Raw genomic sequence first — 12,649 nt, 5'->3', positions numbered from 1 at the left:
AGCTCAGGTCGCCTGCCAGATCCGGATCCGCGTCTTGAAGGCGGCGCGGATATGGGCCCGCGCCGCCGCCTCGGCGCCGTCGCCGTCATGGGCGCGGATCGCCGCGACGATCGCGGCGTGCTCGTCGAGCGATTCGAGCGCGCGTTCCGGGGCGGCGAGCGTCGTCGCGCCCGGCAGCAGCACCAGCGACAGGCGCATCGTCTCCAGGGTGTGCTGCAGGAAGCGGTTGCGCGCGGCGGCGTGGATCTGTCGATGGAACAGGCGGTTGGTTCGCGCCAGCGCCGCCCCGTCGCCGGCCAGCGCCCGGTCCCGGGCAATCATCTCTTCCAGAAGCTCGGTCTCGACCGCGCTGGCATGGATCGCGGCGAGCCTGGCCGCGGTTCCCTCCAGCACCTCGCGCATGTCGTAGAGTTCGCTGACCTGCCCGTAATCGAGCTGCGCCACGCTGGCACCGCGGTGCGGCTCGTGGGCGACGAGGCCCTGCGCTTCCAGCCGGCCCAACGCCTCGCGCACCGGCGTGCGGCTGATCGCGAAACGCTCCGCCAGCTCGGCCTCGCGCAGGCGGCTGCCGGGGGCGAGCTCGCCCTCCTCGATCGCCTGCAGCAGCCGCTCGTAGGCGGCGGCACCGTTGGAGCGCTCAGACTCGCTCGCCTTCATGGCCGGGCTCTCCTCGGCCGTGGCCATAGCGCGAAACGATGGCCGCAGGAACGCTTGCTCCGCATTGCATGCAAGCGTATACAATAATTGAAGCGCGGTTCGGATGACGGAGGCGGCGATGCAGGATCGGCGGGCGGGACCCTTTGATATCGTGGTGGTTGGCTCCGGCAACGCCGCCATGAGCGCGGGCCTCGCCGCCCTGGAGCGCGGCGCCTCGGTGCTGATGATCGAGAAGGCGGAGCCGGATCTGGCCGGCGGCAACACCGCCTACACCGCCGGCGCCATGCGGTTCGTCTACCAGGGCAACGACGACCTGATCCCGCTGCTCGCCGACCCGGACGACCAGCGCCTGCCGCGGACCGATTTCGGCGCCTACACGGCGCAGACCTTCGAGACCGACCTCCTCGGCTTCAACGACGGCAGGCCGCTGTCGCGCGAGCAGCGCATCCTGATCGACGAGAGCGGCGCGGCCCTGCGCTGGCTCTCGACGCAAGGCGTGAAGTTCGAGCCGATCTACGCCCGGCAATCCTTCGAGAAGGACGGCCGCTTCGTGTTCTGGGGCGGCCTGACGCTCGCGACCCACGACGAGGGGTTCGGTCTCGCCCGTGCGGAGCTTGAGGCCTTCACGAAGGCCGGCGGCGAGATCCGCTACGGTTGCCCGGCCACCGGGCTGATCGTCGAGGCGGGCCGCGTCGTCGGCGTGGAGACGCCGCAGGGCGCGTTCCGGGCCGGGGCGGTGATCCTGGCCTGCGGCGGCTTCGAATCGAACCCCGCGCTGCGGACCCGGTTCATCGGCGCGGGCTGGGACAAGGCCCGGGTGCGCGGCACGCCGCACAACCGCGGCGACGGGCTGGAGATGGCGCTCGCGCTCGGCGCCAAGCCGCACGGCTTCTACGGCGGCTGCCACGCCACCCCGATGGACCTGCACACGCCCGATTACGGCAACCTCGACCTGCCGCACGGCGAGCGCAAGCACTACCGCAAGATCTGCTACTTCCTGGGCCTCATGCTGAATGCCGCCGGGCAGCGGTTCGTCGACGAGGGCAAGAACTTCCGCAACTACACCTACGCCCAGTTCGGCCGCTCGATCATGGAGCAGCCCGGGCACGTCGCCTGGCAGATCTTCGACGCCAAGGTCGATCACCTGCTCTACAGCGAGTACCGGTTCCACGACGCCCACTTCGTCGAGGCCGACACGCTCGACGGGCTGCTCGACAAGCTCGACGGCATCGACCGGGCTGCGGCCCGGCGCACCATCGCGGACTTCAACGCCGCCGTGGACGACGCCGTGCCGTTCGACCCCACCGTGAAGGACGGCCGCGGCACCAAGGATCTGCCCCTGCCGAAGTCGAACTGGGCGCAGGCGATCGAGACCGGGCCGTTCAAGGCCTACCCGGTGACGGGCGGCATCACCTTCACGTATGGCGGCGTCGAGGTCGGGGAGGGTGGCGGCGTCCGGCGCGAGGACGGCAGCGAGATCCCCGGTCTCTACGCCTGCGGCGAGATGGTCGGCGGCGTGTTCTTCAACGGCTATCCCGGCGGCTCGGGCCTGACCTCCGGCGTGGTCTTCGGGCGGCGGGCCGGCTACGGCGCCGCGGAGGCCGTGCGGGGTTAGAAGATCCGGTGGTTTCTCGGATCTCTTCGTCAATCGCGGATCCCAAGGCCGCAGGATGAACCACCCTGTCATTCCGGGGCGCCGCAGGCGGCCCCGGGATGACAAGGAGGGTGATGGAACGGCCCGGGAATTCTGACGCGTCTGAAAGACATCGTATTCCGGGGTGACCTCGCGCCATCGGCGGGCGGGATACGGGACGGCGCGCGTTCGCCATCGTCGCAAGCACCTGTCCCCATCGAACGCGCGCGCGTAGAAGACGCCCATGTCAGACAGGCAGGCCGTCTTCACCATCACCCGGGGCGTCCCGTTCCTGCCGGCGCTGGCCGAGGCGCTGCTGTCCGGCCGGCTGGTCGGGCCCGTGGCGGACGATCCGCTGGCGCTCGCATCAGTCACCATCTACCTGCCGACCCGCCGGGCCGCGCGGGCGCTGGGCGCGATCCTGGCCGAGCGGCTCGGCCGGCGGGCCCACGAGCGGGGCGCGCCCGGCTACGCGGCCCTGCTGCCCCGGATGATCCCCCTGGGCGAGGCCGACGAGGCGGAACTCGACCTCGCCTCCGAGCCGCTGCTCGAGGACAACGATCCCCTCAGCACGCCGATGCCGCCGCTGGAGCGTCGGCTGATCCTCGCCCGCCTGGTCCAGGCCTGGGCGAAATCCGTGGACCGGACCCTGCTGCCGCTGGACGCCGAGGTGCCGTTCCTGGTGCCGTCCTCCCCCGCCGACGCAGTCGGGCTCGCGGGCGATCTCGAACGGCTGATGGATGCGCTCACCGTCGAGGGGCTGCCCTGGTCGGAGATCGGCGCCGCCGTGGAGGCCGAGTATTCGCGCTATTTCGGCCTGACGCTGGATTTCGTGAAGATCGCCGCCGAGAACTGGCCGAAGCTCCTGGCCGAGCGCGGCCTGTCCGATCCCGTCGCCCGCGCCCGCGGCCTCGTCCTCGCCGAGGGGCGGCGCCTCGCGCGGACCGCGCCGACGGATCCCGTGGTCGTCGCCGGATCGCTGGGCTCCGTGCCCGCCACCGCCCGGCTGATCGCGGCGGTGGCGAAGCTGCCCCGGGGCGCCGTGGTCCTGCCCGGGCTCGACCTCGACCTCGACGCCGCCGGCTGGTCCGGCATCGACACCGGCGAGGGGTTTTCCCGGGTGATCGCCCACGGGCACCCCCAGGCGGTGCTGCACCGGCTGCTCGGGCCGGACAACCTCGCCCTTCCGCGCGCGGACGTCGTCGCGCTGGGAGCTCCGGATCCCGGGCAGGTGGCCCGGGCCGCGCTGCTGTCGCAGGCCCTGCGCCCGGCCGACACCACCGATGCCTGGGCCGACCTCGACCCGGAACAGCGCGACGCGATCGCCGAGGACGGCCTCGCGGGGTTGGCGCTCACGGAGGCCGCCGACGAGCGGGAGGAGGCGCTGGTCGCCGCACTGGCCCTGCGCGAGACGCTTCAGGTCCCGGGCGCCACCGCGGCCCTGGTCACGCCCGATCGCGGTCTCGCCGGGCGTGTCGCGGTGGAGCTGCTGCGCTGGGGCATCGTCGCCGAGGATTCGGCCGGGCTGGCTCTGGCCGGGAGCCCGGCGGGCCGGCTCGCCCGGTTGACCGCGGAACTGGCCGCCGACCTCGCCCGCAACCAGGCCGACGCGATCCCGGCCCGGCTGATCGCGCTGCTGTCGCACCCGATGGTCCGCCTCGGCCTGCCCCGGTCCGACGTGGTGCGCGGCGCCGCCGCCCTGGAGATCGGGCTGCTGCGCGGTCCCGTCCCGGCCCCGGGCTTTCCGGGGTTGCGCAATGCCCTCGCCGCCGAGCGGGTCGGGCCGCCGGAGCGCCGCCCGAGGGCCAAGCGCCGCCTGAAGGACATCGACTGGGATCTCGCCGCCGACCTGCTCGCCCGGCTGGAGCAGGTCTTCGCCGCGTTCCCCGGTCCGGACGGCGCCGTCGACTGCGATCTCGTCGCCACCGCGGCCCTGCACCGCGCCGCCTGCGACTGGCTGATCGCCGGCCCGGAGGACGGCGCGCAAGAGGCACCGCAAGAGGCACAGCAAGACGCCTCAGGGGACGTCCCGCAAGACGCCTCGAAAGACGCCTCGCGAGATGCCGCTGAACAGGCTGCGGACGGCTCCCTGTCCTGCCTCGATGCCCTGTTCGACGACCTGGAGATGGCCGAGCCCGGCCTGATGCCGGGGCGGTTCGACGATTACGCGACCTTCTTCACATCGCTCGCCCGGGAGCGCCTGGTCGGCTGCTCGGGCGAGGCGCCGCATCCGCGCCTGCGCATCCTCGGCCTGCTGGAGGCGCGGCTGCTGTCGGTGGACCGGGTGGTGCTCGGCGGGCTCGACGAGGGCGTCTGGCCGGTGCGGACCCTGACCGACGCGTTCCTCAACCGGCCGATGCGCGAGCGGGTCGGTCTAAACCCGCCCGAGCGGCGGATCGGCCAGATGGCGCACGACTTCGTGCAGGCGCTGGGCTGCCGCGACGCGGTGATCACCCGGGCGCTCAAGCGCGAGGGCTCGCCGACCGTGCCGTCGCGCCTGATCCAGCGCCTGCGTGCGCTGGCCGGCGACGCGCGCTGGGAGGCGGTGCTGGAGGCCGGCCGGCGCTTCACCGCCCTCGCGGCCCGCCTCGACGCGGCCCCACCCGAGAGGCGGCTGAAGCGCCCGGCTCCGAAGCCCGACCCGGCCCTGTTCCCGCGCTCGCTCAGCGTCACCGAGATCGAGACGCTGGTGCGCGACCCCTACAGCATCTTCGCCCGCCACGTGCTCGGGCTCGACCCCCTGGAGCCGCTGGCCGCGGTGCCGAGCGTGGCGACCCGCGGCTCCCTCGTGCACGACATCTTCTCGGAGTTCGCCAGCGCCCATCCACAGGGTCTGCCCGGGCAGCCGGAGGAGCGCCTGCTCGCCATCGCGGCCAACGCGTTCGGCGAGATCGCCGACACCTATCCGGAACTCTACGCCGAGTGGTGGCCGCGCTACGAGCGCATGGCCGCCGCCTACCTCGCCTGGGAGGCGCAGCGGCGGCCGGCCCTGCGCCGCATCCACCCGGAGGTGTCCGGGCGCTGGGTGATCCCCATGGGCCGCGAGAGCTTCACCCTGCGGGCCCGGGCCGACCGGATCGAGCTGCGCCCGGACGGCACCGCCTGCATCGTCGACTACAAGACCGGCACGCCGCCCTCGGCCAAGATGATCTTTACCGGGTTCTCGCCGCAGCTCACCTTGGAGGCGGCGATGCTGATGCACGGCGCCTTCGACGGGGTGCCGCCGGTCAAGGCCACGCCGGACCTGCTCTACGTTCACGCCTCGGGCGGCCGGAAGCCGTTCGTCCCGATTCCTGTGAAGCCGCCCCGCGGCGAGGAGCGCAGCGTCGACGCGATCGTGGCCGAGCACGCCGCCCGCCTGAAGGGCCTGGTCGCCCGGTTCATGACCGGCGAGGCGGCCTACACGGCCCGGCCCTACCCGCAATATGCCAGCCAGTACGGGGCGTACGACCACTTGGCCCGGGTGCTGGAATGGTCGCTGGGTGGGGAGGAGGGCGGGGAGGGCTGACGCGATCCGCGCTTGCTCGACCAGGGGCGGTGCGCGGTAAGGTCGTGCCCGGGCGCGACTGGCGAAGGCTTGGAAGCCGCGTTCCTCGAGACGAGGGCCGGATGGCTGGACCGAAACCCCTGGCGGACCCCGTTGCCAGAGCACGATCATCGGGCTCTGGCGCTGCGCCGCACGGTGGTTTCGCGGCGCTCGTTCCCGAACTGGGGGTGACCGATCTCGAGAGGAGCCTGCACTTCTGGCGTGACTTGCTCGGTTTCGCGATTGCCTACGATCGGCCGGCCGCGCGCTTCGCTTACCTGACGCGAGGTTCGGTGCAGATCATGCTGTATCAGATCAACGGGTCTTGGGAGACGGCGGAACTGGAATACCCGTTCGGCCGGGGCATCAACTTTCAGACCAAGATCGAACCGCTGGATCCGGTTCTGGCGGCGCTCGCGGCGGTAAGCTGGCCGTTGTTCGAGGGGCCGCGCGAGGCTTGGTACCGAGTCGGGGAGGCCGAGCACGGCCAGCGGGAATGTCTCGTGCAGGATCCCGACGGTTACCTCGTCCGCCTCGTCGAGAGCCTGGGAATCCGGGCCGCCGTCGGAGATTGACGGTGGGTCTTGTCGCACCCTCGACAGAGCCTGGCGCAGTCTGGAGGATGCGCCGGGTTCCTCTCCCGCACGGCAGACGGGACCGGCGGCTCGTGCCGGAAACTCAGGCCCGTCCGGATCCGCGAAGGCGTCGGGCGCACGGGGAATCGGAGCGTGATCGAACGTCTCACAGCCCTTCTGAATGAGGCGGCGGGAGATGGGGATGGCCAGAGGGAGGCCATCCTGTCCCAAAAATCAGAAGAACGCCTGCAGTCCCGTCTGGGCGCGGCCCAAAATCAACGCGTGGACGTCGTGGGTGCCCTCGTAGGTGTTCACCGTCTCGAGGTTCTGGGCGTGGCGCATCACGTGGTACTCGCCCATGATGCCGTTGCCGCCGTGCATGTCGCGGGCGGTGCGGGCGATATCGAGGGCCTTGCCGCAATTGTTGCGCTTGATCAGCGAGATCATCTCGGGGGCCATCCGGCCCTCGTCCATCAGCCGCCCGACCCGCAGCGAGGCCTGCAGCCCGAGGGTGATCTCGGTCTGCATGTCGGCGAGCTTCTTCTGGACCAGTTGGGTCTGGGCGAGGGGACGCCCGAACTGCTTGCGCTCCAGGGTGTAGTTGCGCGCCCGGTGCCAGCAATCCTCGGCCGCGCCCATCGCCCCCCAGGAGATGCCGTAGCGCGCCCGGTTGAGGCAGCCGAACGGGCCCTTGAGCCCGGAGACGTTGGGGAGCAGCGCGTCCTCGCCGACCTCGACGCCCTCCATGACGATCTCGCCGGTGGTGGAGGCGCGCAGGGACAGCTTGCCCTTGAGGGTCGGGGCGGAGAGGCCCTTCATGCCCTTCTCGAGGAGGAAGCCGCGGATCGCGCCCTCATGCGCGTCGGACTTCGCCCAGACCACGAACACGTCCGCGAAGGGCGCGTTCGAGATCCACATCTTGGCGCCCGAGATCCGGTAGCCGCCGTCGATCTTCTCCGCCTTGGTCTTCATACCGGCGGGATCGGAGCCGGCATCGGGCTCGGTCAGGCCGAAGCAGCCGATCCATTCGCCCGAGGCGAGCTTGGACAGGAATTTCTGGCGCTGCGCCTCCGAGCCGTAGGCGTGGATCGGGTACATCACCAGCGAGGATTGCACGCTCATCATCGAACGGTAGCCGGAATCCACCGCCTCGACCGCCCGCGCCACCAGCCCGTAGGCGACGTAGGAGGCGCCGGCGCAGCCGTATTCCTCCGGGAGCGTCACGCCGAGCAGGCCGAGTTCGCCCATCTTCCGGAACAGCCCGGGATCGGTCTTCTCCTCGGCGTAGGCCTCGACGATGCCGGGCAGGAGCTGCTCCTGCGCGAAGCTCTGAGCCACGTCGCGGATCGCCCGCTCGTCCTCGGTGAGCTGGTCGTCCAGCAGGAACGGGTCCTCCCAGACGAAGCGGGACGAGGCCGGGGCCGACGGTGAGGCGCTGCCCGGGGGGCGCATTGGAGCGTTCATGTGAATTCCTCGCCTACAGGGTGTGGCGGGCTTCGGCCCCGCGCTTGGCGTCAACCTAGACCCAGACGGCCTGCGGTCCAACGCACCCGGTGACGCTGGGCTCCGAGCGTCACGCCCTGCCGAGCAGCATCAGCCAGAGGAGTGTCGTCAGCGGCGCCAGCAGGGTCGAGACCAGCACCGAGGCCGCGACCATCCCGGTCTCGGTCCGGTAGCGGGCGGCCAGCAGGTAGGCGTTGATCCCCACCGGCATGGCGGCGAACAGGGTGGCGACGCCCGCGTAGGCCGTCGGCATCTTGAAGACGTGGAAGGCGAGCACCCACACGGCCAGCGGGTGCAGCAGGTTCTTCAGGCACGCGATCACCAGCGCGCCCTTGAGGTCGAACAGCACCCGGTAGCGCTTGAGCCCCGCGCCGAGCGCCACCAGCGCGCAGGTCGAGGCGGTGCCCGCGAAGGCGTCGATCAGGGCCTTGGGGATCCCGGCCGGGGTGATTCCGAGGCCCTTCATGGCCATGCCGATCAGGAGCGCCACGAAGATCGGGTTCTTGAGCAGGACCAGGCCGAGGCCGCGGAGGCGCGCCAGGACCGGCAGGCCGGAATCGGACTCGATCAGGAAGGTGGCGCAGCCCATCATCAGCGGCAGGTGGACGGCGAGCAGCATGAACAGCGGGAAGGCGCCGTCCTCGCCGTAGGCCTGGAGGATCATCGGCACGCCAACGAACACGGTGTTCGACTGGCTGGCCGCGAAGCCGTGCAGGATCGCGCCGCGCCTTTCGATCCCGGCGCGCCGCCGGGCGATCAGCGTGCCGACGAACCAGGACACGCCCGCCCCGCCGAAATAGGCGGCCCAGTAGGTCCAGGCGATCTCGCCGGTCATCCCCGGCCGGGTCAGCGTGGCGATGATCAGGGCCGGGACCGCCACCGCGAACACGTATTCCGACAGGCCGTCGCTCACCTTGTCGGAGAGCAGGCCTGTCAGCGCCGCGCCCCAGCCGATCAGGACGATCCCGAAGATCGGGGCGATGATGGCGAGGGCGTTCACGGATCGGGTCGGGGCTGCGCGCGGGGGGAACTCGCGCATAGCATGACGAGGCTGGCTTTTGTGCCCCCGGGTGCGCGCCGGGGGCGTGTATAGGGCCTACTTGTTCTCCAGGACCTCGATCGGGTTGGTGCGCTGGCTGGCGGGCGGCTCCTTGGTCAGCTTGGCCCCGCCTTCCCGCTGCCCCTTGACGTCCCTGGGCGCGCCGGGGCCGCCGGTGGCCGTGCCGCCCTGGCCGGATTGGGTCGGAACCGAGCCGGAGGCCAGCTCCAGGCAGGTCACCATCTCGACGTAGGACGGGTAGCCCCCGGCCTTGAACTGGTTCTCGCACTGGCGCTTGGCCGCAGGGCTGTAGCTGCCCCAGTGATCCTGGGCCTGGCGCTTGGCCTCCCGCTCGGACCGGAGGCAGCCATCGTAGTTGGCCTGGTCGCTGATCGAGGTGTTGGCGACCTGCGCCGACTTGCAGGTCGATTCCACGTCGAGATTCGGCACCGTGTCGGCCCGGGCGGATCCGGATGCGAGGGACAGGGCGAGGAGCGCGAGCGCTCCGGGGATGCAGGCGCGGGATTTGGCGGTCCGGGGGGGCATCATGGACGTGAGACTCGCGGTCGAGAGCAGTATGCGGCGGCACAACGCGCAGGACCGGCCTTCGGCACCACGCACCCGCCGATCAATCGCCGTGCGCGCCGCGCAGGGCCTGGTCGAGGTCGCCGAACAGGTCCTGCGTATCCTCGATCCCGGTAGACAGGCGCAGGAGGTCCGGCGGGCAGGGGCTCCCAGGTCCCTCCACCGAGGCGCGGTGCTCGATCAGGCTCTCGACGCCGCCGAGCGAGGTCGCGCGCTTCCACAGCCGCACCCGTGCCGCGGTCGCGATCGCGCCGGCCTCGCCGCCCGCCACCCGGATCGACAGCATGAAGCCGAAGCCGTCCTGCATCTGCCGGCGCGCCACCGCGTGCCCGGGATCGTCGGGCAGGCCCGGATACAGGACGTGGCTCACATGCGGATGCAGGCGCAGGCGCTCGGCGAGCCGCAGGGCGCCGGCCGATTGCGCCGCGGCCCGGAGGTGCAGGGTCCGGAGCGAGCGCATCAGCAGGTAGGCCTCGAAGGGCCCGAGGATCCCGCCGCTGCCGGCGCGGATGCCCCGGATCCGCTCCCAGAACGCGTCCGCCTGCGCGCCGGCGAGCACGCCCGCCACCACGTCGGAATGCCCGTTCAGGATCTTGGTGCCGGAATGCATCACGATGTCGGCGCCCAGGTCGAGCGGGCGGGTGTGGACCGGCGAGGCGGCGGTGGAATCGACCGCGAGCCGCGCTCCGGCGGCGTGGGCGATCTCGGCGGCGGCCGCGATGTCGGTCACCGTCCAGAGCGGGTTGCCGGGGGTCTCGATCCAGACGAGCTTGGTCCGGCCGGGCTCGATCGCGGCGCGCAGGGCCTCCAGGTCGTCGGTGTCTACGAAGGTCAGGGTCAGGCCGCGGCGGGGCGCCTCCTCGCGCAGCCAGCGCTTGAGCGCCCAGTACATGACGGTGCCGGCGACGACGTGATCCCCTGGTTCCAGAGCGCCGAACACGGCGGTCGCCGCCGCCATGCCGGAGCCGAACAGCAGGGCGCCGGCCCGCGCATTCTCCAGCATCGCCAGGACGGCCTCGGCCTCTCGCACGGTAGCGTTGTCGGGCCGGGCGTAGCAGTAGCCCGAGCTGTAGCCGTTGTCGGGATCGCGGATGAACGTGGTGGAGAGGTGCAGCGGCATCACCACCGCGCGGGTCTCTGGCTCGATCCGGCCCATGGCCTGCGCGGCGAGGCTGCGGCGGGAGAAGCCCGCCAGCGTGCCGGTGCCGGTATCCGTATCCCCTTGCGGCGCGTTAGGCTCTGACATCTGGTGATTCCGGCGGATGGAACCGGGCGCGTGCCACGGCGCATGCGTCCCTGCAACCTGTGCAATCTGGATTATGCCGCATCCCGGGAGCCGGCAGGCGCGTGGCGGGATGCGGCTTCCACGGAGAACGAACGACGATGCGGGCCGCGACACAAGTTCCCGAGGCTTCGGCCCTGCCGCGCTGGCTGCGGCTGGCCGCCGCGATCGTGCCGGTGGTGATCACCGCCGCGATCGGCTCGGCGGCGACCCAGGCGGAGATCCCGGGCTGGTACGCGAGCCTGAACAAGCCGTCCTTCAACCCGCCGAACTGGCTTTTCCCCGTGGCCTGGACGGTGCTCTACACGATGATCGCCGTCGCGCTGTGGCGGCTGCTCGGTGCGATGCCCCGCACCGGGCCGAGCCGCGAGGGTTGGTGGCTCGCGCTTGCCGCCTTCCTGGTCCAGCTCGTGCTGAACGCCGCCTGGACACCGGTGTTCTTCACCGCCCACGCGATCGGCTCGGGGCTGATCGTGGTGGCGATGCTGCTGGTGATGGTGCTGTGGACGATCCGGCTGACCTGGCGGTTCGACCGGGCGGCAGCCTGGCTGCTCGTGCCCTACGCCGCCTGGGTCGCCTTCGCGACGCTGCTCAACGCCGCGATCCTGCGGTTGAATTGACGGGGCTCAAGCCCCGGCATGCTCCTCCGATTCCTCCCCCGCCGGCCTGCCGTCGTCGCGGGCGCGGTGGAGCATGAAGATCGCCAGCACCATCGTGAGGATCAGCCCGGCCAGCACGCCGAGCTCGATCATCGAGGCGTTGAACAGTGCCTGCTTCTCCGGGGACCAGTCCTTGGCGTGCGTGATCTCCGAGGATTGCAGGGTGATCACCAGCACCCGTCGGATCGAGGCGATCAGGCCGACGATCAGGAACGGCTCGCAGGTCAGCTTGCCGGACCGCATGGAGACCCGCACGGTATGCAGGATCTCGATCAGCATCAGCAGGAACAGCAGCCGGTCGATGACCTCCAGGATCTGCGTGGCGCCCCCGAGGGAGCGCAGCGCCTCCCAGGTCAACCCGGTGGCCTCGATCAGCGCGACCAGGGCGGTGACCGCCAGGAGCAGGCCGAGCGCCGCGTAAATCGCGTGCTCGGTGTGGAGGAAGATCCCGCTGGCGATCCGCGTCAGGCGCCCTTGCTGTTCGTCGTCCCTGTCGGCCATTGCGCAACGTCCCCCCGGTGAAACCGTGACGGCTGTCGCGGCCCTGGGGCCGCGCGCACGTCGTTCACCGAGTCAGAGCATCAATCCGCGAGCCGGTCACCCCCGTCCGGGACGGTGCTTTAGTGGAAGAACGGCAGCGCGTGCGGCGCCAGGTAGCCGAAGCCGAGCAGCGCCGCCCCGGCCAGTCCCAGAAAACCACCCGCGAAGACCAGGATGGCGATGCCGGTGATCACCTCGGCCGAGGCGAGCACGATGCCGATCTGGAAGGCCGCGGAGGCCAGTTCATAATGGTGGTAGCGCAGCAGCGACAGGTCGCGCCGCTCCTCGGAGGCGCGGGCCTTCGCGGTCAGCTCCTTGCGGCCCTCGCCGGTGGCGGGCTCCGATTCCCAGCGCGCCAGGGTCTTGGCCCATTCGGCGCGCTTGGCCGCGATGGCGTCCTGGTTCGGGCCGGGCGGCACCAGCGCGATCGCCTCGTCGGCGGTCTTCAGCACCGTTGAGCGGATCGTGCGCGCCTGGAAGTAGGCCCATTGGTTGGCCGCCTCGACATTCGAGCCGATCGAATCCGTCTGCGCCGCCTTGCCCAGGGTCTCGCTGAAGGCGAGGAACAAAGCCAGGATCGAGATCAGCAGCGCGACGCGCTTGTTCGAACCCTCGATCGACCCGTGACCACCCGACATCGCTTCCCGTTT

At 71.1% G+C, this 12,649-nt stretch carries 11 protein-coding genes; 4 read left to right on the top strand and 7 right to left on the bottom strand.

Going from position 1 to position 12,649, the window contains the following annotated elements; translation table 11 throughout:
• Positions 1-3 precede the first annotated feature (3 nt).
• Positions 4-657 carry a GntR family transcriptional regulator gene (locus AC0IY0_RS03000; protein WP_147910101.1) on the bottom strand — a complete coding sequence of 218 codons (654 nt, stop codon included), beginning with the start codon at positions 655-657 and terminating at the stop codon, positions 4-6.
• Between the two features lie 118 nt (positions 658-775).
• On the opposite strand from AC0IY0_RS03000, the gene tcuA reads away from it, so the two are divergent.
• The 3 genes from tcuA to AC0IY0_RS02985 all read left to right on the top strand — a co-directional run bounded on the left by tcuA (position 776) and on the right by AC0IY0_RS02985 (position 6,391).
• Complete coding sequence (gene tcuA, locus AC0IY0_RS02995; RefSeq protein ID WP_471763050.1) at positions 776-2,272, top strand: FAD-dependent tricarballylate dehydrogenase TcuA; 1,497 nt, start codon at positions 776-778, stop codon at positions 2,270-2,272.
• Between the two features lie 262 nt (positions 2,273-2,534).
• Positions 2,535-5,798: a double-strand break repair protein AddB gene (gene addB, locus AC0IY0_RS02990; protein WP_471763049.1), complete on the top strand. Its 3,264-nt coding sequence runs from the start codon at positions 2,535-2,537 to the stop codon at positions 5,796-5,798.
• Between the two features lie 101 nt (positions 5,799-5,899).
• Positions 5,900-6,391, top strand: a complete 492-nt coding sequence (locus tag AC0IY0_RS02985; protein WP_147938914.1) for a bleomycin resistance protein — start codon at positions 5,900-5,902, stop codon at positions 6,389-6,391.
• Between the two features lie 234 nt (positions 6,392-6,625).
• Here AC0IY0_RS02985 and AC0IY0_RS02980 read toward each other — a convergent pair whose 3' ends face one another.
• The 4 genes from AC0IY0_RS02980 to AC0IY0_RS02965 form a co-directional block, all read right to left on the bottom strand.
• Positions 6,626-7,855 carry an acyl-CoA dehydrogenase gene (locus AC0IY0_RS02980; RefSeq protein WP_471763048.1) on the bottom strand — a complete coding sequence of 410 codons (1,230 nt, stop codon included), beginning with the start codon at positions 7,853-7,855 and terminating at the stop codon, positions 6,626-6,628.
• A 109-nt stretch (positions 7,856-7,964) separates the two neighbouring features.
• Positions 7,965-8,894, bottom strand: a complete 930-nt coding sequence (locus AC0IY0_RS02975) for an AEC family transporter (protein ID WP_471763047.1) — start codon at positions 8,892-8,894, stop codon at positions 7,965-7,967.
• A 96-nt stretch (positions 8,895-8,990) separates the two neighbouring features.
• The gene (locus AC0IY0_RS02970; protein ID WP_147909708.1) at positions 8,991-9,482 is read right to left on the bottom strand and encodes a hypothetical protein; all 492 of its coding nucleotides are present in this window, start codon (positions 9,480-9,482) and stop codon (positions 8,991-8,993) included.
• A 79-nt stretch (positions 9,483-9,561) separates the two neighbouring features.
• Complete coding sequence (locus AC0IY0_RS02965; RefSeq protein ID WP_471763046.1) at positions 9,562-10,764, bottom strand: trans-sulfuration enzyme family protein; 1,203 nt, start codon at positions 10,762-10,764, stop codon at positions 9,562-9,564.
• Between the two features lie 137 nt (positions 10,765-10,901).
• Between AC0IY0_RS02965 and AC0IY0_RS02960 the strand changes: the two genes are divergently transcribed.
• Positions 10,902-11,420, top strand: a complete 519-nt coding sequence (locus AC0IY0_RS02960; protein WP_471763045.1) for a TspO/MBR family protein — start codon at positions 10,902-10,904, stop codon at positions 11,418-11,420.
• Between the two features lie 6 nt (positions 11,421-11,426).
• On the opposite strand, the gene AC0IY0_RS02955 is transcribed toward AC0IY0_RS02960, so the two are convergent.
• Complete coding sequence (locus AC0IY0_RS02955; protein WP_147938910.1) at positions 11,427-11,960, bottom strand: phosphate-starvation-inducible PsiE family protein; 534 nt, start codon at positions 11,958-11,960, stop codon at positions 11,427-11,429.
• Between the two features lie 119 nt (positions 11,961-12,079).
• On the bottom strand, positions 12,080-12,637 hold the full coding sequence (locus AC0IY0_RS02950; RefSeq protein ID WP_147909712.1) for a DUF4337 domain-containing protein: 558 nt from the start codon (positions 12,635-12,637) through the stop codon (positions 12,080-12,082).
• Between the last annotated feature and the right edge of the window lie 12 nt (positions 12,638-12,649).

The organism is Methylobacterium sp. AC315, from assembly GCF_979253755.1.
Note: the sequence above shows the minus strand (reverse complement) of the source record. Positions and strands in the feature narration are given on the sequence as shown.